This window comes from Asticcacaulis sp. AC460 (assembly GCF_000495795.1).
In the GTDB taxonomy this organism is placed as follows: domain Bacteria; phylum Pseudomonadota; class Alphaproteobacteria; order Caulobacterales; family Caulobacteraceae; genus Asticcacaulis.
This window is the reverse complement of record NZ_AWGD01000018.1, coordinates 1-23684: the sequence shown is the minus strand read 5'-3', so window position 1 is coordinate 23684 and position 23684 is coordinate 1. Positions and strand designations below refer to the sequence as shown.

Here is a 23684-nt window from a genome sequence, read left to right as displayed (position 1 = left end):
CGGAATATGTGTTATGCAGGTTACCATCCACGCCGCCAAAACCCAGTTATCAAAACTGATCGAAGCCGCCGCATCCGGCGAGGAGGTTGTGATTGCGCGCGGCCAGACGCCCGTGGCCCGACTTGTGCCGATCCGTAAGGGGCAGTTCAAAATCGGCATTCTCAAAGACAAGGTAACGACCGTTCCTGACTTTCTGGAGCCGATGGCCCCGTCCGACCTGGACCTTTGGGAAGGCCGCTGAGTGGCCCTGTTGCTGGATACCCATGTCTGGGCCTGGAGCCTGACAGGCATTGGGCTGAGCGCGACCATGATGGACGCCCTTGACGCTACCGACGCAATTTATGTCAGTCCTATAAGTTTTTTCGAAATCGGCCAAAAGGTGCGTATCGGCAAATGGCCGGAAATGGCGCCTTATGCAGGCAGTTTGCCTGGTCTGCTGGAAGATCAGAAAGGTCTCGTCGCTACGCTGACACCTGATATCGCACTTAAGGCGGCGATGATGGATTGGGAGCATCGCGATCCGTTTGACCGTATCCTGGCAGCAACCTGTCTGGCAAACAACTGGCCACTGGTTTCGGTGGATGCTGCGTTTGACGCCGTACCAGGTTTGATCCGTTTAGATTAGAGCGCATCCCGAAAAGTGTGACGCACTTTTCGGACAAAGATGCGCGTAAAAGCAAAAACTTAGAGCGCCGATCCGATTCTTCCGGATCGGCGCTCTAGGGCGGCGGGCGCCTGACCGCCGCCCGTTTTCGCTTACTCGGTGTAGTAGGTGTCGATTGACGCCCACACCCGATCCGGGCGGTGCAGGTTCAGGGACTGAACGTCGTCGCCTTCGACCTTGGCCGTGCCATCGACGGCGTAGGCGCCCTCGTCCGACATGTAGTTGTAGGTGAAGCCGATCACGACAGTATCGCCGTCGGCCTTGCAGTAGCTGATCTTGATCAGGCGGTCGCTCTGGCGCGAGGCGACATCGCCCAGCTCCTGACGCGCGGCGGCGGCGGCGGCGTGACCGGCGGCCTCTTCCTGGGCTTGCGAACAGGCGAAGGCGCCAGCGGCCGACAGGGACAGGGCCAGACCGGCGATGGTGCCGATGAGAACGGTTTTAACAGACATGGTGACACACTCACAAAGTTGATTTTGGGAAGGAAACACTGTCACCGGGGGAGCGATGACAGCGCTGTCATAATGCATGCCTAAGCCGAGCTGTCAGCCGTTAAATTTGGCTCTGCAACAATTATTGATGAAACCGTTTGCGCCTGTAAAACGCCGCGACGCCGCACTTGACTCTATTTCGATGTTTAGCTAAATACAAATTTATGAGCCTCGTTTTCAAAGCCCTCTCCGATCCGACCCGCCGCCGTGTCCTGGAAATGCTGCGCGAACGGACGATGTCGGCCGGAGAACTGGCGGCGGCCTTTCAGGTCTCCAAACCCACCATGTCGGCCCATTTCGCCGTCCTGCGGGAAGCCGGGCTGATTGTCTCGGAAAAACAGGCCCAAAGCGTCATCTATCACCTGCAAATGTCGGTTCTCGAAGAGGCCATGCTGGGTTTCGCCCAGGCCTTCGGCTGGCAGTTGCACCCGGCGGCCCAGCCGGAAACCCCAACCGACTGAACGGAGATCACACCATGTCAGAAGCCCCGACACCTGCAAGACCCGCCGTGTTTCCCGTCATCGCCCTCATCGTCCTGGTGGCGCTGGTTCTGGCGATCGCCGTAGCGAAAAAGACCGGGCTTATCGAAGCTGGCGCCGCGGCGCAATATGCCGGCAGTCTGTTCAGCCTGCTAATGATCGGCGCCGGCAATGTGCTGCCCAAGCGCGCCGCCTCACCTCAGACCGCCTCACGCCTTGCCGGTTGGATCCTGGTCCTGGGCGGCCTTGCCAGCCTGGGCCTGTGGCTGCTGGCGCCCCAGGAGATACGTATCGCCCTGGCCTCCGCGACCGCGTTATCGGCTTTTGCCGTCGCCATCCTGGCCGCTGCCCTGCACCTGAAAAGCGGCAGTCCGGTGGGCGGACGCGCCCACACGGCAATCCTGCAAATCCTGAATGGGTTGATGTGGGCCTTCGCCATGTTTCTGGCCGACGTGGCGATCGGCGGGCAGTCCGTACTGTGGCTGACGGCCGGCTTCACCGTATCGATGAGCCTTCTGGAAATCTGCCTGAAGGGTGCGGCGAAAAAATCGGCCTAATCCGCGCTGACGAACCGCGCCAAAAGCCGCAGATACGCCACCTGGTAAGCATTGGAGTTCTCGGTGACTTCCCACGAATTGATCGGCCAGCCGGCATTGAAATCGGCATAGGCCTTCTGGTCGGGCTGGCCGTGGGGCGGCGACAACAAGGCCGCTCCGCATTGCGGGCTAACCGCCGGACAGCGCGGATCCCAGCCATAGCCCGGATTGGCGCCACCGACGACATAGCCGGGCGCCGGTCCGAATTTCGAAGCCTTGACGCTGTCCCATGGGCCGCCGGGCGCAAACCACGAATGGTAAAACCGGTCGACCGAGTTTTCCGCGCCCGCCGCCGACATGTTCGACAGATAGACCTTACCCAGTGGATTGACGCCGTGCATGTAATGCAGGTAACCGGCGGCCGCGTCGCGCGACTCTTTCACCGGATGGCCGGACAGCCCCAGCCGCGCCAGATCCGAGAAAATTCCACCATGGTAGCCCTTGGTGGCGCTGCTGCCCCAGACATAGGCGGTGACGAAGGCGTTGTACGGGTCCGTCCCTTGCGAGCCCCAGCCCACCCCGCCTTCGAAGTTTGCAGCCCACGCCTCCTTGATGGCCCTGGCGACCTTCGGCGTCGCGCCTCGCATCAGGGCATAGTCCAGCAATGGCGCCTGATGACCGTAGTCGAAGTCGAGATTGCTGACATGCTTGAACAGGTTGGCGTCGCGGTAGTGGGCGTCGACATAATCGCGATAGACCGCCTCGCCCGTCAGGTCGAACAGGTAGATGGCCGCAGCCAGCGCCTTCATGGCGCGGCTGTAGTCATCGGTTTCCTGCTGGCCGGCGCCGACGCCTTCGGAGTTATCGCGCGGATCGTTATTGTAGAAGGTCACCTTCGGATTGGCCTGGGCCCAGGTCCACGCTTTGATGGCGCGTGCTTTCAGGTCGGCGGCATAATATCCATCATAGATCTTGGCCGCCTTGGCGAAGGCCGCCGCCGTGCCATAGGTCGCCGACGTCGTGGCCGGCCCATATAGGCTGGGCCCCTTAGCGGCCGAGGGCGGCGACGCATGCGACAGGGCGACGATCGACAACACGCCGCCGTCGGGGCTCTGCATCCGCACCAGCCAGTCGACGCCGTACTTCACCTCATCCAGCAGGTCGGGCACGCCATTGCCCGATTCCGGGATGTTGAAATCGTCGGTCCACAGTTCCGGCCGTTCGGAATAGATCCCCAAAAGGCCGACGACATAGTCGGCCGTCCAGGACGTGTATTTGTTGTAGTCGCCGGCATCGTACCACCCGCCCGACAGATCGCGTTCCGTCGCAGCGTCGTTCTTCGCACTGTAGAGACGCGCCTTTGCATCCTGGGTATGGGACGCCGCATCAGCCCAGCCTTCACCGGCGAAGCGCGCCTCCTTGGCGAAACCCGCGCGCTGGTAATAGAAGGCGCGGGTGGCGGCCACCAGGACAGGCCGGTAGACCGAAGCCGAGATTTCAAATTTATAGGAATCGTAGGCGGCTTGCTTGTCGCGGATGACATAGGCGCCCGGGGCCGTCACGGACGAGAAATCGAACTGCCAGATCCGGTCGCCGGACGAAGCATCGACCGCGCCATTTTTCCAGGCCACCGGCTTGCCTTCATAGGCCACGGCGCCGGTCGCGGTATTCACGACCTGATAGACGGCGCCCGGCGAGAAATCCCATTCGGCGTCGAAGCCAACTTCGGGGTCGCGGATGACCGCGACCTTCTGCGCATCGGGGAGGTAGCCGAACTGATCGACCACGATAAACGGCGTCGGCGGGGCATCCTGCGCCACGACCGGTCCGGCCAGAAGCAGTCCCGCCGCAAACGCCAGAACTTTCATGCCCGCTCGACCTTGAGCGGCCGCGACAGCAGCGCTTCGATGGCGGTGCGCACGTCCATCTCGCCCTGGAGCACGGCATTGACGGCTTCGCACAGCGGCAGTTCGACATCGAACTTGCGGCCGAGGTCGACCGCCGCCGGCGCCGATTGCACGCCTTCGGCCACCGACACCTTGCCGGCCAAAGCTTCCTCCAAAGTCATGCCCTTGCCCAGCGCCATGCCGACGCTCATATTGCGCGATTGGGTCGACGAGCAGGTCAGCACCAGATCGCCCAGGCCGCACAGCCCGACCATGGTGTCGAACTGCGCCCCCATGGCGACGGCCAGGCGCGACATCTCGGCGAACCCACGGGTGATCAGGGCGGCATGGGCGTTGCGCCCCAGCCCCTTGCCTTCGGAAATACCGCAGGCGATGGCCAGGACGTTCTTCAGCGCGCCGCCGGCTTCGGCGCCGATCATGTCGGTCGACTTGTACGGGCGGAAGGTCGGCCCGGCCATGGTGCGGGCGATCTTGGCGCACAATTGCGCATCGTCGCAGGCCACGGTTACGGCCGCGGGCAGGCCCCGCGCCACTTCGGACGCGAAACTCGGCCCGGCCAAAACGGCTCCACGCGCCTGGGGCAGGACCTCTTTCAGGACCTCGTTCATCAGGGCGTCGGTGCCGCGCTCGATCCCCTTGGAACACAGCACGATCGGCAGGCCGTCCTGCACATAGGGCGCCAACGCTTTCAAAGTGGCGCGCATATGCTGGGCCGGCGGCACGGCCAGGATCAGGTCGCAGTCGGCCAGCTCGGCAAAGTCGTGGGTGGCCCGGATGTCGGGCGACAGTTCCACGTCTTTCAGATAGATGGGGTTCTGCTGGTCTTCGCGGATGCTCTGCACCACCTCGGGCTCGCGCGCCTGCAAGATGACCTTGTGGCCGGCGAAGGTCGCCACCTGGGCCAGGGCCGTACCCCACGCCCCGGCGCCAATTACGCCCACACGTTTGAACCGTTCGTTCAAGACTTGGCTCCCTTACGCCCCTGTTTTTTATGGACCGGTTCGGCCTGCGCCCGCGCTTCATCGAGCGGCCAGCGCGGACGCGCCAGCGCCGCCAGCCCCTCCGCGATCAGCGACTCCCTGTCCTCAATCCCCATCTTGCAAAGCTTGGCGTAATGTTCAAGGCCTGCCAGAGCAATCATGGCAGCGTTGTCGGTGCAGTATTTCAGCGGCGGGGCCATGAAACGGAAACCGTGGGCCGCCGCCAGGGCCTGCAATTCGCGCCGCACAGTGGCATTGGCGGCGACTCCGCCGGCTACCACGAAGGCCGGTTCCGTCACTGCATTGTGTTCACGGAACAGCTTCATCGCCCGGCCTGAGCGCTCCACCAGTTGCCGCGCGATGGCCGCCTGGACCGATGCGCACAGGTCGTTGCGGTCCTGCTCGGTCTTGACGTGCTCATAGGCGATGGTCGCCGCCGCGGTCTTGAGACCCGAAAACGAGAAGTCGCAATCCTTTCGGCCCAAAAGGGCCCGCGGCAGGATGAAGCGTTGCGCGTCGCCCAGGGCCGCCGCCTTTTCCAGCGCCGGCCCGCCGGGGTAACCCAGCCCCAGGACCTTGGCGATCTTGTCGAAAGCCTCGCCCGCTGCGTCGTCGATCGTGGTGCCCAGCCGTTCGTAGTCGCCGACATCGCGCACCGACAGCAACTGGCAATGCCCGCCCGACACCAGCAAAAGCAGGAAAGGAAACGGCACCTCCTCGGTCAGGCGCGCCGACAGGGCATGGCCCTCCAAATGGTTGACCGGGATCAGCGGCAGGTCGCGGGCAAAGGCAAAGCCCTTGGCGAACGACAACCCCACCATAACCCCACCGATCAGGCCGGGCCCTGCCGTCGCCGCCACCGCGTCGATGTCCGGCCAGCCGGCATCGTTCAAAGCGCGCTGCGCCAGGTCGTCGATGGTTTCAACATGCGATCGTGCGGCGATTTCCGGCACCACACCGCCATATTCGGCGTGCTTGACCACCTGGGAATGGATGACGCTGGACAGGACTTCGACGCCCGCGGCCGAACGGCGCACCACGGCCACGGCGGTTTCGTCGCAGCTCGATTCAATGCCCAATACGGTCAGGGTCTGGTCCATAGGCCCCTAGATGCTTTCCTTAACCGGTGCGTCAAGTCTTTTGCATTGAACCGGCTAAAGAAAATGCTAGATCAGGAACATGACGACACTTCGCATAGGCACCCGCGGCTCGAAACTGGCACTGACTCAATGCGGTTGGGTCCAAAGGCGCATCGTCGCGGCCCTGGGTGAAGATGTGACCCGCGCCGACGACGTGGCGCCCCTGACCGTGATCACCACCCAGGGCGACCGCATCCAGGACCGCAGGCTGATCGAGGCCGGCGGCAAGGCGCTGTTCACCAAGGAGATCGAGGACGCCCTGCTGCGCGGCGAGATCGATGTGGCGGTCCATTCACTGAAGGACATGCCCGCCGCCGAGGTGCCGGGCCTGAGCCTGTGCGCCATTCCGGTGCGCGAGGATCCGCGCGACGCTTTTCTGTCCCCGAACTACGAGACCCTGGCCGATTTGCCGGCCGGCGCGCGGCTGGGCACGGCCAGCATGCGCCGCCAGGCCCAGGCCCTGGCCCAGCGGCCGGATTTGCAGGTCGTCATGACGCGCGGCAATGTCGACACCCGCATCGCTAAACTTCAGGCTGGCGAGTGTGATGCCTTATTGCTGGCGGCGGCCGGGCTGAACCGGCTGGGACTGTCGCACCATATCCGCAGCCATATCGATCCCGACCTGTTCCCGACGGCGCCGGGCCAGGGCGCCCTGGCGATCCAATGCCGCACTGAGGATCTCGGCGCCGCATGGGTCGCCAAGGTCCATGACGTGACCACCTTCCTGCGGGTCCAGGCCGAACGCGGCGCTTTGGAAGCCCTGGAAGCCTCATGCCGCACGGCGGTCGGCGCCTATGCCACCCTGCAGGACGATCAACTCGATCTGTTCGTCGAAGCCTTGAGCGGCGATGGTTCCAAACGCTGGCAAAGGCGCGAAAGCCTGTCGAGCCCGACAGTGCAGACCGCGCGCGACCTGGGCCTGAAGCTGGGCCACGCCATCAAGGCCGAAGCCGGGCCGGAATTGATCGTGAGCTGACGCATGACCAAGCCCGTCGTCTGGATCACACGCACACCCGATGGCGCCGGCGGCACCGCCAAGGCCATCCAGGCCCTGGGCGGTGACGCCATCCTGGCCCCGGTGCTCAAGGTCGTCCCGCTCAAACCGATCATCGACCCCCACAGCTTCGACGCCGTCATCCTGACCTCGCGCAACGGCCTGGCCGCTTTCGGCGCCATCGTCGCCCGCCGCTCGATCACCGCCTGGTGCGTCGGCGAAGCCACCGCCGAAGCCGCCCGTGCCGCCAAGTACCAGAACGTCGTTGCCGCCGAAGGCGATGTCGACGCCCTGGCCAGGCTGATCATCGCCACCGCCGACCAGCATACCCGCCTGATCTACGCCGCGCCGAAGGAACCGGCCGGTGACCTTGCGGCTGTATTACGCCAGGCCGGATTCCTGGTGCGCGAAGCCGCCGTCTACGAAACCAAACCCGTCATGCCGGTGATCCATCCCGCCGACATGGCGCGCCTGACCCACGTCCTGGTCCATTCCGCCAAGGCCGGCCGCGCCGTCGCCGCCATGCTGCGCGGCCATCGCGACCGGTTTGCACTGGATCGCCTGACCTTTGTCTGCATCTCCGACGCCGCCTGGCACGGACTTGAAAACGCCTTGAACGAAGGCGAAAAAAATATCGATCCGGCCCGCCTGATCCGGCGTATTTCGCCGTTCCCAGACGAGGCATCCATGCTAAAACTGATCGACTAAACAGGATACCCAGGATGAACACCCCCAACGATCCGCTGACGGCTGAGTACGACGCCGAAGACGCCGCCCTGCGCGAGCACCGGCGCGAGGCCGCCAAGGTGACGCGGATCGCCATCCTGTTCGCCGTGCCCTTCGTTCTGATGCTGGTCGGCATCATCGGCGCCTTTATCTGGAGCAGCCAGCGGACGCCGCCGGCGCCACCCGCCTGGCGGCCAGCCAGCCGGCGCCCGCTACGGCCGCCACCGCACCCGTCATCGACAAGGACGCCGAGATCGCCGCCCTGCGCGCGCAGATCGCGGCCCTGCAGCAGGGCCAGGGCGCCACCGTCAATCCAGCGGCACCCGGCGCCCCCGTCTATGCCGACCCCAACGCCCTGAGCCAGATCACCGCCCGCCTCGACCGCATCGAAGCCAACCAGCGCCTCCTGGCCCGCGCCGCCGCCGCCGCCAACGCTGCCGCCGCCCTGCAACAGGCGTCCCAGGGCGACGGCCCCTTCCTGGCGCAACTGGCCACCGTCCAGGCCAGCGTCGACGATCCGGCCCTGATCGCCCTGCTGCGCCCCCATGCCGAAAAGGGCGTGGCCAGCGAGGTCTCCCTGGCCGTCGAGTTCCCGCAATACGCCGCCAAGGCCCATATCGCCGCCGCATCGGGGGCCAACAAGAATGGCATCCTGGAACGCCTGGGCCAGATGCTGAACATCTCGGTCCGCCGCACCGACGGCAGCGACGGCGCCAGCCCCGATGGCCTGCTGCACAGCGCCGAAACCCGGCTGAACGCCGGCGACCTGCGCGGCGCCGTCAGCTTCCTGAACCGCCTCCCCGCCCCGGCCCAGGCGGCGCTGAAGCCGTGGCTGGACAAGGCCCAGGCCCGGATCAGCGTGGACGACGCCACCCACCGCCTGACCGAAGCCGCCCTCGCCCGCCTCAGCCAGAGCGCCGAAGCCCCGGTCCAAGCCTCAGGCGAAGCCGGAGGCGTCCTGTGATCCGTTCGCTTCTGATCCTTCTGGCCATCACCACCCTGATCGTCCTGGCCATCGGCCTGGTCGGCGATCCCGGCCTGGCGTCACTGAGCTGGATGAACTACCGCATCGACATTCCGGCGACCGCGGCGGTGATCATCATCGGCATCATGGCCTTCTGCGCCGTCGCCTTCTGGAACCTGGCCCTGTGGCTGGCGCGCTCGCCCCAGCGCGCCGAACGCGCCCGCGCCGACCAGCGCCGCCGCCAGGGTGACGACGCCCTGACCCGCGGCTTCATGGCGGTCGCCGTCGGCGATGGCTCCGAAGCCCGCCGCCACGCCGTCAAGGCGCTGGACCTCAGCGACAACTCCGTCCTCGTGCGGATCCTGAGCGCCATGGCGGCCGAAGAATCCGGCGACACCGTCGCCACCCGGACCGCCTATTCGGCCATGGTCAGCGTGCCGGAACTGAAGCTGGCCGGCCTGCGCGGCCTGATGCAACTGGCCGCGCGCCAGGGCGATAAGGCCGAGGCCGTCAAGCTGGCCGGCGAGGCCTATAACCAGCCGCGTCCATCCATGTGGGCCTTCGAGACCCTGTTCGCCGCCCGCCTGGAAGCCGGCGAGTGGGCCGAAGCCCTCGACCTGATCGAAGGCGCTTTGACGCGGAAGCTGATCTCTCCGATCTTCTCGGAACGCGCCAAGGCGTCGCTGATGGCGGCCTCGGCCGCGCGCCTGGAAGCCTCCGACGACGCCCAGATGCGCGATCAGGCGCTCGACTATGCCCAGCGCGCCGCCAAGCTGCAGCCCCAGTTCACCCCGGCGGCCATCATCGCCGCGCGCCTGCTGGCCAAGGCCAACAAGCCCGGCCGCGCCGAAGACGTGCTGGAAGCCGCCTGGGCCGCCCGCCCGCACCCGGCGGTGTGGCTGGCCTATCGCGACCTGGTCTCGGACGAGACGCCGAAGGAACGCGCCCGCCGGCTTCAGGGCCTGATCGACCGCAACCCCAAGCACCGCGAGAGCCGGCTGCTGCAGGTCGAACGCGCCCTGCTGACCAATACCAAGACTGAGATTGCTGCCGCGCTGGCCGCGCTGGAGGACGACAGCGCCGAAGCCAACCTGACCAAGCGCATCTGCGGCGTCATTGCCCGCGGCGCGCAAGGCCTGGGCGACTACGACACGGCGCGGGTGTGGATCGCCAAGGCGGCCGGCGCCCGCGGCGAAGCCGACTGGTCCGACCTGGATGCGGAAGGCAATGCCTTTACCTATTCGGCGGCCGACTGGAGCGGCGTCATCCTGAACTTTGCCGAGACGGCGGCTTTGTCGCATCCGCGCTATGAACGCGGCGACAAGGGCCTGCCGGAGATTCCGGACATGCCGACGCGCTACGTGCCGTCCATGCCCTTCATCAAGGGCCCGGCGCGCGGCTCGGCGCGACCCGACCCCAGTCATATGCCTGACGATGTCGGCCAGTACGACGCGGCGATCACCGGCCAGGACCTGGACGAACCTTCGGACGGCGCAAAGCCGAAGCCGGCCCGCGCGCGCGCCAGGCCGCCGAAGAAGTAAATCTTGCGGATCGCGGTGACAAACCGCTTGGCAAGCTATGGCGATCTGTGTAAAGACACCGGCCTGCCTAGCGGGGCTGATTTGCTCGCCCTGCCTGGATCCGGGCCGCTTTAGCTCAGCCGGTAGAGCACCTCATTCGTAATGAGGGGGTCAGGTGTTCGAGTCACCTAAGCGGCACCATTTTTGCCAATACATTCAATGCTTTGCGTTGCGCCAGTGGTGTTGCGTGCGTTTCATTAAGACGCCAGACACCAAATAGACACCACGGCAAATTACTTTGATGAAAACTCGTCTTCTGGCGCCTCCAACTGCTTGGAAGGTTTGCAAGGTTTGCTTGCGGACCTGAGCTCAACTTTTCAGCGGTAAAATGAAATGAATCGTACATGGCGCCCCTCCGTGCACGCTCACATATTAATGTTATTCCCTCTGGTTCAAGCGGCCACACATCGACGCAGTTTCTTTACGGCCGCTACGATTGCGACAATTTTTATGGCGGCATAAGCTTAAATGCGTACGAACCACTTCCGCTTCGGGCGAAGATTATCCAATCACCACAGCCGGAGCTACAATTCTGCTTTTGACGCGAGGGGGACAATTTGGTTGAAGGTCCCAGACTGAATAAGGATGACATTGTGAGCGATAAAGACATTGGGAGCGTGTATCTGACTTGTGCCTCGTGTGGCGCGACGCTCACAGGACCTGTGGAATGGTCTGAATTCTCCGCTTTCGATCCCGATGTCGTTGACGGTCAATCCCCTGTTCAACGCGGGACCATCGTTCGATGGAACATGAATAGCACAGCGCCGATCTATTTTGGCGACGGCAAATCTGAAGGACTGAAAGTTTACTCGCGGTCCGGGGCAATTTCGATGCATCCTGACGATGTCATTCGAGATCAAATCCAAAGCTGCGGGTTCGACAATGGCTGCTGCGGGTCGGACGGCCTCGACGGTGAAAATCGTGCTTGCAATTGTGGCGCCGTCTTGGGAACGGAATGGAGTGATTGTTGGACCCAAGCCGAGGTCCGCCTGAGCGGCGATGCCGTTGAAGTTAAGAGGTGCTGAAGACCTACCCCCATACGCCGCCGGGGCTCTGCATACCTCCGTGCGCGCACGCGCGGAAAATCTGTGTTAGCGTTCGAGCATAATGTCAGAGCTGGTTCGCCACATCTTTCACCTAGAGATTCTCCCCCCGCCCCTATGGTCCGAACTCGTTGAACTGGCGCATTATCTCCCTGATCCGCCGCAAATCGTCCTGACATTCCTTGGTGTAGATACCATGCCGGTATCGCCCATTGGCGCGGACCATAGGTGCACCCGGCTGATATTCCAAGCCTTGTGCAAGGGGTAACCATGGTTTTGAGGTCGTTCCTCTCCCCCGGTCGTGACGGTATCCGCGATGACATTCTTACTGTTCCTTGCATCGATGTGGGTGTGTTTGACCTCGACCAGTTGCCTGCCGCCACCGCTCATTTTTTGTAGCGCTTCGATCTGTGCCGTGAAGGTGCGCCCCAGCCGGTTGACTCGAAACAACCAAAGGTTGCTGGCGTTTAGTGTGGCTGCGGACTTCCGTATATTCCAATGCACGCCTTTCTATTCAACCCCATTGCTTCCTAACGCACGTTTCGTGAGGCTGAGACAAAACAACCGCAGCGGAAGACTGACGTGAAAGCTATAGTCCTGACAATTCCGACGCTGATCCTCGCCGCCACCTGCACACCGCCGGCCGCAGACACGCCGGCAACCGACTCATCCACCGCAAACTCGCCTGCCCCGGTGCAATCTGCAGAACCTGCCGGCCGCCAGTCGCGCTACACCTCGCTGACCGACTGCACAACCACCCTGTCGAAGCCGGACGAAGCCGGTTACCGAGCCTCGGACTGCCCCGGCGTCGATGGCTTTGCTGTCCAGAAAATCGAAGCCGATGGCCGCGAGAACCTGGCGATCCAACCACCCAAGGATCGGTCGCATAGCCTCAGACTGCCCGAATATGGCAGCGGAGGTTTCAGCGCTCTCGGAGAGCAGATCGAATGGCGCGGCGAACCCGGCGCGTCACCGGACGCCCTGATCGTGCGTTACAAGGTTGTTGAAAAGGCCGAAACGCCCGAGCGGTGGACATCCTATTTAATTGTCGCATCGCTTCAGGCAACGCCCTGCGTCGTGGCCAAAATCCCGCCCGGACCGCACCAGAACGACGAAGCCCGCCGCGCCGCCGACGATACGATGCGTTGTATAGCCCCCTGACACGCGACGTGGGTCTGATCCGCATCTGGTGCGTGCATCTGTTTGCCATCTTGCCACGTAGTACCGGCAACAGGTGGTGCGCGCATGACGGACTTGGGATGGTTGTCTTCGCCGGTAAGGCGGAAAAGATTGGCGCGACAGGCCACGGTCGCTTGCGCCGTCACGGCCGCCCACCTTCTGTTTTTCGCCCTCATCTGCATCGATATCCGCCCGAACAGCACGGCCCATGCCGGCGCCTACGGCACGACCGTGACCCTCAGCCTGGTCGACGGCGTGTCCCAGCCCCAAACGTCAAAAACCGCCGCAGCTTCCCCGCCACCGGCCAAAAAAACCAAAACCGTCGCCGATGCCAAGGCAGCGGAACCCGCTGAAGCGCCCCAAGCCACAGCCGACAGCGAGGTTACCCCCCCCGACGACGTTGCCGCCGCGGCCGAAGCCTCGCCGCTCTCCACCGCAGACATAACCGCCCTGGCCGCCTTCCAGATGCCGACCTCCTCCGGTGAACCCGGCCAGGCCTGCAACCTGACCGCCCTGTTGGCCACCGGTTTCGCCACCAGCCCCGCTGTCAGCCAAGGCCTGGCCGGACTGCCGAACGACCAGCGCTCGGTGGCCAATGCCGTCATGTTGTGGGACGGCGGCTGGCCCGACGACACCCACACCGGTGGCAAGGCCCTGTTGCGCGCCCTGCTGATCAAGGCGGTCTCGTCCGCGCCCCAGCCTTGCCTGGACCAGGCCCAGCGCGGGCCGGTCCTGTTCTTCGTGCCCGACAACGGCACCACCGCCGTCCTGGCCATCGGATCGGGCGAATGGCGCTGGGGCGACCTGATCGCGCCGGACGCGGCAGGCATCGACGGCAATTATTTTCTCACCCTCGCATCCGGAAGTCCGACCACCCCGTAATTCCGGACAGGGCCAACAAGACACACACAGTGGATCGCACAGCGATCAGGAGGGTTTTCGTGATAAGTCTGAAACGTCGTGGCATCGCCATTCTCACCACAGCCAGCATTCTCAGCCTGACGGCGGCATTAATGCCGGCCATGGCCTCCAGCCACCGCGAGGCGCCGGGCATCACCAAGTCGCCCAAGGTCGACGCGACCGACTTCTACATGTTCCGCAGCTACGAACCGGGCCGCGAGGACTATGTCACCATCCTGGCCAATTATCAGCCGCTGCAGGAACCGGGCGGCGGTCCCAACTACTTCACCATGGACCCGGACGCCGTCTATGAGATCCATATCGACAACAACGGCGACGCCAAGGAAGACCTGACCTTCCAGTTCAAGTTCAGCACGCCGCTGGTCAACGACACCGGCATCACCCTGAACATCGGCGGCACCACCAATGCGATCGCCCTGCGCGACGCCGGCCCGATCAGCCAGGCTCCGACCGACGCCACCCGCGCCGATACCGAAAACTATACGGTGACCCTAATCACCGGCGACCGCCGCACGGGCAGCAAGGCCGCGGTCGGCAATGTCACCGCCGGCGGCAACACCTTCGCCAAACCGTTCGACAATGCCGGCACCAAGACTATTGCCAACTACGGCGCCTATGCCAACAAGTTCATCTACGCCACCTCGATCCCGGGCTGTTCGGCCCAGGGCAAGGTGTTCGCCGGCCAGCGCGCCGAAGCCTTCGCGGTCAATCTGGGTCCGATCTTCGACCTGGTGAACTTCGTGCCGATCGAAGGCGACAGCGCACCCGGCGCCGGTGACGGCGGCGGCTTCCCCGGCGGCATCACCCAGAAGCGCTCCAATGACGACCTCTACGGCAAGAAGAACGTCACCACCCTGGCCATCGAAGTGCCGATCTCTTGCCTGAAGGGCTCCGGTAACGGCGTCATCGGCGGCTGGACGACGGCCAGCCTGCCCCAGGCCCGCCTGCTGGCGCCGAACGCCACCTACAACAAGCCCTCCGTCTCCGGTGGCGCTTACACCCAGGTGTCGCGCCTCAGCATGCCGCTGGTCAACGAACTGGTCATCGGCCTGCCGGACAAGGACAAGTTCAACGCTTCGTCGCCGTCCGGTGACGCCCAGTTCGGCGCCTATGTCACCAACCCGACCTTCCCGGCCATCGCCAACCTGCTGTTCCGCGACGCGGTCAATGCCACCCTGCACACCAATATCGCCGACCTGGCGCCGACCAACTTCCCGCGCAACGACTTGGTCGCCGTCTTCCTGACCGGCGTACCGACCCTGAACCAACAGGCCACGGTCACGCCATCGGAAATGCTGCGCCTCAACACCGGTGTCGCTGTCACGGCTCGCGCCAACCAGAAGAACCTGGGTGTCGCCGGCGACGACCTGGCCGGCTATCCCAACGGCCGCCGCCCGGGTGACGACACGGTCGACATCACCCTGCGCGTCGCGATGGGTGCCCTGTGCCATCCGATCCCGATCAACGGCACCCCGACCAATCTCGGCGTTTGCACCCCGGCCCAGGCCTCGGTCGGCACCGTGCCCTTCACGGACGGGGCACCGCTGTCGGCCCGCGATCTCGGCAACGCCTTCCCCTACTTGAATACGCCCATTCCGGGCTCGCCCAACGACTGAGGACTTAAGCCATGAAACGACTGATCATACTTTCGGTGATCCTCGGCGCGGCGGCCGGCCTGGCCGCCTGCGGCGGGGGCGGCAGCGGCGGTGGTTCGACGGTGGTGGTAACCCCACCCCCGCCGGCCGATCCCAACACCAAGTTCGGCGCCGGTTTCGCTGCGGCGTTCAAGGCCGATCCCAACTCGACCCCGGCTTCGGTATCGGCATCGGATGTGGTGCCCGTCGATCCGGCGGCCAAGCCGACGGACCTTTAGGACTACGCGCAGCACGCAATGAAGGCCCGCTTCCGGAAGGATGCGGGCCTTTTACTGTTTTTGGTGAGAGTGGCTTTTGAAGGTTTGGAACCGAGAATGAACGCGAATAGACGCGAATTTCAGGTTCGATCTGGTCTGTCGCCTCTACCTTATTGGACGCCGATTGGCCCTCTCTCTTATTCGCGTTTATTCGCGTTCACTCGCGGCTCCAAACTCAACTATCCCGGCGTGAAGCCCAGCGTCAGGCTGGAAAATATCGTGTCGAATTCCGCTTTGGGGTTACCCTGGACAGGTTTGGTCCACACCACGTTCAGTTGCCAGCTTCCCGTTTTCGGGATCTTGAACACCGCCCGTCCCGCCGCATCCGTGGTCATCACCTCCAGCGGGCGGGAATCGAAATCGAGATTATTAATCCGCACCATCGCTCCGGCCAGGGGCTGGCCCTGGTAATAGACCCGCACCGGCAGGCTGCCGGTAAACTCCGGCGCGTAAGGATTGACCTCCGGCACGATCTCCAGCGCTAAACCCAACCGCCGCGTCGCAATCGCATCATCCGCCCTGGCGTAATCCCCGACCTGGACCAGGGCCTTGGCCCGGCGGCTGTAGGTTTCACGCCCCGGCGCATTGACCGTTTTCTTCTGTGCCCGCCAGGCCATGGCCGTCGTCAATCCTTCGGCCTTCAGATAATCATTGAACCGGATCGCCGGCAGCTCGCTGTAGGCGCCATCGGTCTCGAAAGCCAGCAACTGCAACCCACGCGCCGGGAACTTCAGCACGGTATCGGCATTGGCGTCGCCCATCTTCAGCTCACCACGCCGATCGGCATGGCCCGCCGCCGACAAACTATCGAAGCGTACGACTCTATTGCGCGCGATCAACGACTTCTGGCGGTCCTTGCCATGGCCGACCTGAAACGTCATCGGCGTCGCAGCCCCCGCCTTGAGCCGGAACCGTTCCGGCTGCAGCCAGAAATCATGCGCCATTGCCGGCAAGGCCGCCCCGGCAATCGCCAGCGCCAAAGCAAATCCCCACCGCCGCCTCATCGGTTTACCGGTTTCCCGCGTATACGGAGTCACAAAGCCATAGCGGGAAATCGTCGATGTCATCAGCCAGCCCTCGTTCGCACCGCCGGGCCTCACACAGCCCGGCTTCCTCTCTTACGAACGAACCGCGCCGCCGGCCGCACGACGACGAAAATTTATTGGCGTTAGGCCGCATCGGCCTCGTCACCCTTCTCGCAACTCTCACCGCAGCCACCCCGGCCTTCGCCCATGAAGGCACCGGCCTGGCCGGCGGTTTCCTGTCGGGCATCCTGCACCCCCTGACCGGATGGGACCACCTGCTGGCCATGGTCGCGGTCGGCCTGTGGGGCGCCATCCTGGGCCGGCCGCTGATCATTGCCCTGCCGGTGATCTTTCCGGTAATGATGGTCGCCGGCGCCTTCCTGGCCATGGTCAATGTGCCTCTGCCGCCAGTCGAATTCGGCATAGCCCTGTCAGTCGTCGTGCTGGGCGCCGTCATCGCCTTTCGCTACGCCGCCCCGGTCTGGCTGGCCTGCACCATCGTCGCCGTCTTCGCCGTCTTCCACGGCTACGCCCACGGCATGGAGCTGCCTTCGGCCGCCGATCCCGCCGGCTACAGCACCGGCTTCGTCCTCAGCACCGGCCTGCTGCATATCGTCGGCATCGGTATCGGCTTGATCGACCGCCACGAGACCGGCCGCAAAGCCGTCCGCGCCCTTGGGGCCTTGATCTCGATCGCCGGCTGCGTCTTTCTTTGGAAGGCCATCGCCTGATGCGCGATCCCCTGCTGCCCCAGATCATGCTGGCCGCCGCCCTCGGACTGGCCCTGAGCTACACCGAACGCGGTACAGCCCGCCAGGCCGCAGGGATATGCGTTGTCGCTGCCATCGCCACAGCCCTGCTGCCCCTGCCCGGCTTTCCGACGGATCTCGCCTTTGCCGCCGGCTGGCTCAGCGTCCTGGCCACCGCCGCCAGCCTCCACCTGCCCGAGCCGTGGCGGCTGCGCGCAGGTCCCTGGCTGGGGCGCGGCCAGGCACTGAATGCCGGGCTTTGGGTGGGCCTGCTCAATCACATGACACTGTCGCCGTTCGGCCTGGCCTTTGCCTTGCCATTCGTCGCTTTGATGCTGCCGGGTGCCTGGCTGATCGGCCGCGGCTGGGGCATCGCCATCAAGGTCGCCGCTAGTTGGCTGATTGCGATCGCTGTGCTGCAGATCGCGCTGGGCTTCGTCCCGACACCGGGCTACGAAGCCGATCATATGGAATAAATTACGCCTGGATCTGCAGGTCGCCGCGCAAATACACCAGCGCGCCATGACGGCTGCTCAGCAGGCCGTGGCGCGCTTCCGGAAAAGCCATATGCATGTCGCCGGCGCGGATGGGCACGCCGTCGATCTCGATCTCGCCTTCCAGCACGAGGCATTCCTCGATCACGCCGTGGCCGTGATTACCAACACTGGCCCCGGGCGCTAGTCGATACAAAACGCCGCTGGTCGCCGCCGCCTTGTCGACGAAGACGATCTTGCGGTCGATACCGGGAATGAAGGCTTCCCAGGCCAGCTCGGCGGTGCGGATGGTACGGGTATGGGGCGATCTGTCCTGATCGTCGATGGCGCTTTCGATGCGGTCCCACAGATCGGCCGGCGGCGCGATCGGCGCAACACCAGGCTCCAGGCCGGAAAAGACGAGGTCGTAACGGCCGACCTCCGCCGCAAATTCCGCATCGGCGTCGATACGGGCTTCGGCGGAAACAATTTCGGCAAGCGACGCTATTCCCAGGGCGTAACGCGCCGCCAGGTAGCTGTCCGAAATGTCGTCATGTTCGCTCATCGATACTCAAAGACTCTTTCAGTTGCGCCAGGCCGCGCCGGACCCAGCTTTTGGCGGTACCCACCGGCACCTGCATTTCTTCGGCCAGTTCCTCATGGGTCAGGCCGAACACGTAACATAGCTGCAGAGCGCGATGGACATCCGGACGGAGTTCCTTCAGGCACTTGCGTACCGATATATAGTTTTCCGTGTTACCAATACCAACATAAATATCCGTTTCGCGCTCCATACCGGCGACGTCTTCGAACGCCCCCACGGTTTCTCTGCGGGAAATGCGCAGGCGATCGATCGCCTTGCGCCGCGTAATCGAAAACAGCCAGACCTCTGCATTGCCACGGCGAGAGTCGAACTGATGGGCCTTTCGCCATACGGTAACGAAAACGTCCTGCAGCAGGTCCTCTGCCACGTCTCTCTGCCTTACCATACGAAGAAGGACGGAAAAAAGACGCCCGGACATGAGATTATACAGAGATTTCAATGCCGGCTTATCGCCTTTGGCGACACTTTCGACCAGGAGGTTGAGATTGGCCGGTTCAGACACCCGCGGCCTCGCGGCAAGCATCTGCCTTACCTGAGGCGCGTCCATGACCATGATCATCCCAGCATATCCCGTGAACCCGCGCCATTTCCGCTTCCCCACCGTAAATATTCAATGCGGCCTTGCCGGCAAAAGAGCTGAGCATGACGGGTGCGACACGGAAAATGACGAACGGACGGCCTCCGCCGAAATGCGACAGCCGGACAGATACGTTCGAAGTCGCGCAGAGGATTTGCGGCCGGAAAAATAAAACAGCTGTTATCAACCAATAGGTATGCGCAGTGACAGTCGCAGGGTCCGCGGCTCGAACGGATGAACGTGAAAGTCGTCGACGCCTTCGTCCGGCTCCCCCGGGAGGCGCGAGGTGTAGACGTACTGGATATCGTTGTCGCGGCTGTCGAACAGGTTCAGCGCCTCCAGCTTCAGGCTAAACCGGCCGAAGTCGTAATCGACAAGCCCATTGACGAAGGTCGTCGCCTGCGACCGCCGCGAATTGTCCTCGATCAGCGGCGCCGGGCCCAGGGTACGCACGGTCAGAGTCGTGGTCAGGCGGGGAGTCAGTCGCGCGGTTATGCCGCCGGTCACGACATATTCCAGCGCATTGGGGATGCGGTCGCCGTCGGGCGGATCGCCGGCATAGCGCGAATGCGACGCTGCCGCCGTCAGATTGATATCCAGCCGCGAATGCGGGCTGTAGCCGAACAACAGCTCCAGCCCCGTCCGGTCGGTAGCGTCGGTGCTGGCCGTATCGCCGCCGTCGCCGATATAGACCAGCTCGGAGTCGAGGTGCAGCGCCCATAGCGCCGCCGTCGCGGTAAAGCCGCCCGCGCTATACCGCGCCCCCAGCTCTCCGCCCCGCGACGCCGCGAACAGGTCGACCGTCGGCGCCGGATCGTCGCTGCCGGGAATGACGGTGATGGTGGCGCCGCGAATGTCATTCGAATGGAATCCGCCGCCGGCATCGGCATACAGTTCCACAATCTCCGACACACGCCACGCCGCGGTGAACTTCGGACTGAGCAAGACGTCATGGGCCTCGCCGCTGTTGCGCGGATCGTCCGAGCGAACCTCACCGCCGATCGTATCGAGCCGCAGGCCTCCGGTTACCCGGACCGGCCCGAAGGCGCGCGTGGCGTCGGCAAACACCGTTGCCGAATATTCCCGCACCCGGTCTTCGCGCACCGTCGACAGGACCTGGCGCTGCTTGGTGTTATACAGCCCGACCCGGCCGATATCGTCGTAGCGAAACTCCGCCCCCGTCCGCACGGTAAAGCCCGCCATCGGTTGCGCCCAGGTCTTGATCACCGATCCGCCGTGCACCCAGCGCTGGTCCGACTGCTGGAACTGATCGCCATTGACCGGATCGTTGAGGAAATAGCTGAAGTTGGAAAACAGATCGAGGCTGTAGCGCTGGGTGTAGAGGGTTGCCTCCAGCCCGTCCGAGCCATGATAGCCCAGGGACAGGATATAGCGCGACGTCTCGCCGCCGTCGCTGGTGTCGATGGCGCCCAGCCGTGAGATCAGGCCGCTGTCGATGGCGCGCTGCGGCACCTGGTCGGTGGCGTTGGTGTGGGCATCATAGGCCAGGCCGGTCAGCGACCAGTTGCCCCAGCCGACCCGCCCGGTAATGGCCAGCTTGCGCAGGTTGTCGGGATTGTCATACGGCCCGCGCGAACTCGTGTAATCCACCGCCAGGAAGCTGCGCTCGCCCAGCCCCGCCACGCCCAGGAACCGGCCATAACCGTCCTCGCCGGTCGTGAGTTGGACATAGGACGGCGTACCGTTGGCGAAGGTCTCGAACTGCGCACCGCCGGCATTGGAAAAGTCGCCCAGAACGACGTGATAGGGGCCTTTACGATAGGTAATAGTCTCGACGACCTCCGGCGTAATGCCGTTCAGGTCGAGATAGCCCTGGCCGTGACCGTGGCTGCGCAGGTTCAGGGGCACGCCGTCAAGCGACACCGAAAAATCGGTGCCGTGATCGAGATTAAATCCACGCAGGAAATACTGATTGGCCTTGGTATTGCCGGAATGCTGGGTCGCCGCCATGCCGGGCACCACCTCGACCAGCTCACCCGGCCGGGTCAGGGGCCGGTCGTCGAAGCGGGCGAAGGACACAACGCCTTCGCTGGCCGACTGGGCGACGCCGATCTCGCTGCGCCGCTTGCCGAAGACATAGACCGGCTCGCCTGCCGCAACGATCTCTTCCCCGGCCGCCGGCACCTGGGCCATGGCGGGCAAGGCGACACTTGCCATCAAAAGGCTCAGCCACAACGGATGACGATACATATCCGGCCTCGTATGAAGTTTGCTTCAATTGTTCATACGAACGGGTTGCGGCAGCGGACGCAAGCGAATTTACTTTTTCGCCGAATTGATCTTAGGGTCGCCCACCGGGTTGAGAACGAGGCTTTTCATGCAGCGCGTCACCATCTCCATCGACGACGGCCTGTCGCAGGACTTCGACCGGCTGACCCACGAACAGGGCTATACCAGCAAGTCGGAAGCCATTCGCGACCTGATCCGCACGGCGGTGGCCGCCAGACCGGATCTGCCGGTGGACGGCGCCTGCGTGGCCAGCCTGTGCTATGTCTACGACCACCATGTCCGCGCTTTGGCGCAACGGCTGACCGAACTGCAGCACGACCACCACGACATTGTGGTGGCGACGACGCACATCCACCTCAACCATGACTCATGCCTGGAGACGGTGATTCTGAAGGGACCGGCCGGGGCGGTTCGGGGTCTGGCCGACGCTATCCAGTCCCAGCGCGGCGTACGCTTCGCCACGCTGAACGTTATTGGCGTGACGGCGGTGCACAGTCATGACCATGACCACCACCATCACACCTGACGCTTAGAGCGCATCCCAAAAAGTGTGACGCACTTTTTGGATTAAGATGCGCGTAAAAACAAAAACTTAGAGCGCCGATCCGATTCTACCGGATCGAAACGCGCTCTAGCCGCCGAACTGATAACGCAGGCTGATCCGCAGGGTATCGATCTCAATCTTGTCGCTGGTCCGGCGCATATCGGTGCCGGCCGGATTGACGATCAGGAACGGATTGGAATTGAAGGTATTGGCGCTGGGCCCAGCGTGCACAACCACGGCCGGCTCATCCTTCAGCGAGGTGCGCAGGTATTCGATGCCGCCGATCCAGTGCTCGCTCATCCGCTGTTCGATGCCGAACCCGACCTGGTAGCCGTCGCTGTCATCGCCATCCGTAGCGGTAAAGCTGTTCAGCGCATTGCTGGTCCGGAAGGTACGCTCGATATCGGCCTGGGCGTATCCGGCGGTTACATAGACCTGCCACTCGCCCATGGCGTGCCCGGCCTTGGCGCGCAAGGCATTGATGTTCTCGATGTCGCGGGTGAAGACATAATTGGCCGGCGTGGTCGAAAAGGCCGTGACGCTGTCCTGGAACTTTGCGTCGCTGACTTCGCCGACGACGCCGAACACCCAGTTTCCGAACTGCCAGTCATAGCCGCCGCGCAGGCCGATGCCGGCCTGCTCGCGCTGCTTGGCGCAGCCTTCGCCGGGCGTGCGGCCATTGGCGCCGCCGTCGCAGAAACCCGGTGAAAAGGCGTTGGCGCCGGCAAAGGTATTGACCATATCACCGTATTCGCCATCGAGATTGGTATCGAATTCAATGGTTTCATGATCGTCGGCGATATTGGTCATACCGGCGGCGACCCCGACATAGGGCCCTGCCCACGTCTTTGCCCCGTCCTGCGCCCAGGCTATGGGCGCGGCTGCAGCCAGCACGCCGGTCGCGATCAGAGTAACGGTCAACTTGGTCGTTTGCATGGGGATGCCCTGTCTTTGCTGGATGGAAACCTGAGGCGGCTCATCGCAAGTACGGGCGGGGGGCAGTTTCGGATGCAAGGCTTCAGGCCTCACCAGCTAACGGGGTATAAAAGAAAAGGCCGGCGGTTTCCCGCCGGCCTTTCCCAGTTTGAGATGAACCTTCGTCTTACACGAGGAAGACGAGGTCGGACTTGGTGATGGTGACATTGTTGTCGAAGACGACGGTGGCCGTAACGCCGCCGCTGCCGGTGCCATTGCTGTCCCAGACCAGGGTGTGGGTCGTGGTGTTGTAGATGAACTGACCGACATTGCCGACCGCCGTACCGTTGGCGTTGCTGGTGAACAGGGTATTGGCCAGGCTGTTGGTGAACTCCGACGCGTTGAACGCCAGGTGGTCGATGCCGACCTGGAAGTCCGTGACGTGGTCGGTGCCACCGCCCGACTTGGCGAAGACGAAGGTATCGGCTTCGGTACCGCCGGTCAGGTTGTCGTTGCCCGTACCGCCGGTGATGCGGTCGATGCCCGCGCCGCCGGAGATGGTGTCGGCACCCGCACCGCCGTCCAGGGCGTTGGCCCCGATATTGCCGGTGATGGTGTTGTTCAGCGTGTTGCCGGTGCCGTAGATATCGCCGGTGCCCGCAAGTTCCAGCTTTTCGACGTTGTTGGCCAGGGTGCGGCTCACGGTCGAGATGGTCGTGTCCGTACCCGTTCCCGTGCCCGACTCTTCGAACACCACGTCATTGGCATCGTTGACGTAGTACACGTCGGAGCCGAGGCCGCCGGCCATGGAGTCGGCGCCCGCGCCACCGTCGAGGGTGTCGTTGCCTTCACCGCCGGAGATGGTGTCGTTGCCGTCCATGCCGTAGAGCTGGTTGGAACCGCGGCCGCCGGTGACGTGGTTGGCCACCGAGTTACCCCAGGCATTGGTCGCCGCCGTACCCCAGCTGGCCAGTTCGACGTTTTCCAGGTTGTCGGCCAGGGTATAGCTGACCTGGGAGATGACGGTGTCGG

27 protein-coding genes and 1 tRNA gene are annotated in these 23684 nt (G+C 63.7%); 17 read left to right on the top strand and 11 right to left on the bottom strand.

All coding sequences use genetic code 11. The features are described from left to right. The first annotated feature begins 13 nt into the window (after positions 1–13). Entirely contained in the window at positions 14–241 is a 228-nt protein-coding gene (locus tag ABAC460_RS34220; protein ID WP_023453178.1) for a type II toxin-antitoxin system Phd/YefM family antitoxin, read from the top strand. Beyond that, positions 242–625, top strand: a complete 384-nt coding sequence (locus ABAC460_RS34215; RefSeq protein ID WP_023453177.1) for a type II toxin-antitoxin system VapC family toxin — start codon at positions 242–244, stop codon at positions 623–625. A gap of 131 nt (positions 626–756) precedes the next feature. Here the strand turns inward: ABAC460_RS34215 and ABAC460_RS34210 are convergent, their stop codons facing one another. Beyond that, positions 757–1116: a hypothetical protein gene (locus tag ABAC460_RS34210; protein ID WP_023453176.1), complete on the bottom strand. Its 360-nt coding sequence runs from the start codon at positions 1114–1116 to the stop codon at positions 757–759. 203 nt (positions 1117–1319) lie between these two features. Between ABAC460_RS34210 and ABAC460_RS34205 the strand changes: the two genes are divergently transcribed. Both ABAC460_RS34205 and ABAC460_RS34200 read left to right on the top strand, forming a co-directional pair. Beyond that, a complete protein-coding gene (locus ABAC460_RS34205) occupies positions 1320–1616 on the top strand; it encodes an autorepressor SdpR family transcription factor (protein WP_023453175.1) in 297 nt (98 codons plus the stop codon). Positions 1617–1630: 14 nt separating this feature from the next. Further along, positions 1631–2191, top strand: coding sequence for a hypothetical protein (locus tag ABAC460_RS34200; protein ID WP_155914618.1), 561 nt, complete (start codon positions 1631–1633; stop codon positions 2189–2191). Here the strand turns inward: ABAC460_RS34200 and ABAC460_RS34195 are convergent. Genes ABAC460_RS34195 through tsaD form a run of 3 tightly spaced genes read right to left on the bottom strand, consistent with a single transcriptional unit; the run spans position 2188 to position 6157 of the window. Then, on the bottom strand, positions 2188–4038 hold the full coding sequence (locus tag ABAC460_RS34195; protein ID WP_023453173.1) for a glycoside hydrolase family 9 protein: 1851 nt from the start codon (positions 4036–4038) through the stop codon (positions 2188–2190). The two genes, ABAC460_RS34200 and ABAC460_RS34195, sit on opposite strands and share 4 nt — an antisense overlap. Next, positions 4035–5039 carry an NAD(P)H-dependent glycerol-3-phosphate dehydrogenase gene (locus ABAC460_RS34190; RefSeq protein ID WP_023453172.1) on the bottom strand — a complete coding sequence of 335 codons (1005 nt, stop codon included), beginning with the start codon at positions 5037–5039 and terminating at the stop codon, positions 4035–4037. Before ABAC460_RS34190 ends, ABAC460_RS34195 begins: the two co-directional genes overlap by 4 nt. Continuing rightward, on the bottom strand, positions 5036–6157 hold the full coding sequence (gene tsaD, locus ABAC460_RS34185; protein ID WP_023453171.1) for a tRNA (adenosine(37)-N6)-threonylcarbamoyltransferase complex transferase subunit TsaD: 1122 nt from the start codon (positions 6155–6157) through the stop codon (positions 5036–5038). Before tsaD ends, ABAC460_RS34190 begins: the two co-directional genes overlap by 4 nt. Before the next feature lie 70 nt (positions 6158–6227). On the opposite strand from tsaD, the gene hemC reads away from it, so the two are divergent. The 5 genes from hemC to ABAC460_RS34160 all read left to right on the top strand — a co-directional run bounded on the left by hemC (position 6228) and on the right by ABAC460_RS34160 (position 10601). Beyond that, positions 6228–7172: a hydroxymethylbilane synthase gene (gene hemC, locus ABAC460_RS34180; protein WP_369794094.1), complete on the top strand. Its 945-nt coding sequence runs from the start codon at positions 6228–6230 to the stop codon at positions 7170–7172. Positions 7173–7175: 3 nt separating this feature from the next. Continuing rightward, positions 7176–7898 (top strand): uroporphyrinogen-III synthase, encoded by a 723-nt coding sequence (locus tag ABAC460_RS34175; RefSeq protein WP_023453169.1) that lies wholly within the window; start codon positions 7176–7178, stop codon positions 7896–7898. A 577-nt stretch (positions 7899–8475) separates the two neighbouring features. After that, positions 8476–8880, top strand: coding sequence for a COG4223 family protein (locus ABAC460_RS34170; RefSeq protein WP_023453168.1), 405 nt, complete (start codon positions 8476–8478; stop codon positions 8878–8880). After that, entirely contained in the window at positions 8877–10421 is a 1545-nt protein-coding gene (locus tag ABAC460_RS34165) for a heme biosynthesis protein HemY (RefSeq protein ID WP_023453167.1), read from the top strand. The genes ABAC460_RS34170 and ABAC460_RS34165 overlap by 4 nt, the downstream gene beginning before the upstream one ends. A 104-nt stretch (positions 10422–10525) precedes the next feature. Next, positions 10526–10601 (top strand) — tRNA-Thr (locus ABAC460_RS34160). Here ABAC460_RS34160 and ABAC460_RS49595 read toward each other — a convergent pair. Then, on the bottom strand, positions 10585–10806 hold the full coding sequence (locus ABAC460_RS49595; protein ID WP_155914617.1) for a hypothetical protein: 222 nt from the start codon (positions 10804–10806) through the stop codon (positions 10585–10587). The genes ABAC460_RS34160 and ABAC460_RS49595 overlap by 17 nt on opposite strands. 247 nt (positions 10807–11053) lie before the next feature. Here ABAC460_RS49595 and ABAC460_RS50105 point away from each other — a divergent pair, with 247 nt between their 5' ends. The 5 genes from ABAC460_RS50105 (at position 11054) to ABAC460_RS34135 (ending at position 15476) form a co-directional block, all read left to right on the top strand. After that, entirely contained in the window at positions 11054–11485 is a 432-nt protein-coding gene (locus ABAC460_RS50105; protein WP_162150307.1) for a hypothetical protein, read from the top strand. A gap of 600 nt (positions 11486–12085) precedes the next feature. Continuing rightward, positions 12086–12664: a hypothetical protein gene (locus ABAC460_RS34150; protein WP_031236685.1), complete on the top strand. Its 579-nt coding sequence runs from the start codon at positions 12086–12088 to the stop codon at positions 12662–12664. A 129-nt stretch (positions 12665–12793) separates the two neighbouring features. Continuing rightward, positions 12794–13564 carry a hypothetical protein gene (locus tag ABAC460_RS34145; RefSeq protein WP_023453163.1) on the top strand — a complete coding sequence of 257 codons (771 nt, stop codon included), beginning with the start codon at positions 12794–12796 and terminating at the stop codon, positions 13562–13564. A gap of 59 nt (positions 13565–13623) precedes the next feature. After that, positions 13624–15219, top strand: a complete 1596-nt coding sequence (locus tag ABAC460_RS34140; protein ID WP_200863672.1) for a DUF4331 domain-containing protein — start codon at positions 13624–13626, stop codon at positions 15217–15219. A gap of 11 nt (positions 15220–15230) precedes the next feature. After that, entirely contained in the window at positions 15231–15476 is a 246-nt protein-coding gene (locus tag ABAC460_RS34135) for a hypothetical protein (protein ID WP_023453161.1), read from the top strand. Positions 15477–15694: 218 nt separating this feature from the next. Here ABAC460_RS34135 and ABAC460_RS34130 read toward each other — a convergent pair whose 3' ends face one another. Further along, positions 15695–16582, bottom strand: coding sequence for a DUF4198 domain-containing protein (locus ABAC460_RS34130; RefSeq protein ID WP_031236683.1), 888 nt, complete (start codon positions 16580–16582; stop codon positions 15695–15697). Between the two features lie 95 nt (positions 16583–16677). Here ABAC460_RS34130 and ABAC460_RS34125 point away from each other — a divergent pair, with 95 nt between their 5' ends. Continuing rightward, positions 16678–17271, top strand: a complete 594-nt coding sequence (locus ABAC460_RS34125) for a HupE/UreJ family protein (protein ID WP_023453159.1) — start codon at positions 16678–16680, stop codon at positions 17269–17271. After that, positions 17271–17765, top strand: a complete 495-nt coding sequence (locus ABAC460_RS34120; RefSeq protein WP_023453158.1) for a hypothetical protein — start codon at positions 17271–17273, stop codon at positions 17763–17765. Before ABAC460_RS34125 ends, ABAC460_RS34120 begins: the two co-directional genes overlap by 1 nt. 1 nt (position 17766) lies before the next feature. Here the strand turns inward: ABAC460_RS34120 and ABAC460_RS34115 are convergent, their stop codons facing one another. From ABAC460_RS34115 to ABAC460_RS34105, 3 genes are all read right to left on the bottom strand, one after another. Next, complete coding sequence (locus ABAC460_RS34115) at positions 17767–18327, bottom strand: cupin domain-containing protein (protein WP_023453157.1); 561 nt, start codon at positions 18325–18327, stop codon at positions 17767–17769. Further along, a complete protein-coding gene (locus ABAC460_RS34110; protein WP_023453156.1) occupies positions 18314–18925 on the bottom strand; it encodes a sigma-70 family RNA polymerase sigma factor in 612 nt (203 codons plus the stop codon). The genes ABAC460_RS34115 and ABAC460_RS34110 overlap by 14 nt, the downstream gene beginning before the upstream one ends. Before the next feature lie 201 nt (positions 18926–19126). Further along, on the bottom strand, positions 19127–21154 hold the full coding sequence (locus ABAC460_RS34105) for a TonB-dependent receptor (protein WP_023453155.1): 2028 nt from the start codon (positions 21152–21154) through the stop codon (positions 19127–19129). Positions 21155–21281: 127 nt separating this feature from the next. Here ABAC460_RS34105 and nikR point away from each other — a divergent pair, with 127 nt between their 5' ends. Then, positions 21282–21719 carry a nickel-responsive transcriptional regulator NikR gene (nikR, locus tag ABAC460_RS34100; RefSeq protein WP_023453154.1) on the top strand — a complete coding sequence of 146 codons (438 nt, stop codon included), beginning with the start codon at positions 21282–21284 and terminating at the stop codon, positions 21717–21719. Between the two features lie 105 nt (positions 21720–21824). Here nikR and ABAC460_RS34095 read toward each other — a convergent pair whose 3' ends face one another. Together ABAC460_RS34095 and ABAC460_RS34090 are read right to left on the bottom strand one after the other, a co-directional pair. Beyond that, positions 21825–22673 (bottom strand): outer membrane protein, encoded by an 849-nt coding sequence (locus tag ABAC460_RS34095; RefSeq protein ID WP_023453153.1) that lies wholly within the window; start codon positions 22671–22673, stop codon positions 21825–21827. A gap of 166 nt (positions 22674–22839) precedes the next feature. Beyond that, a partial coding sequence (locus tag ABAC460_RS34090; RefSeq protein WP_023453152.1) for a calcium-binding protein occupies positions 22840–23684 on the bottom strand: 845 nt, incomplete at its 5' end.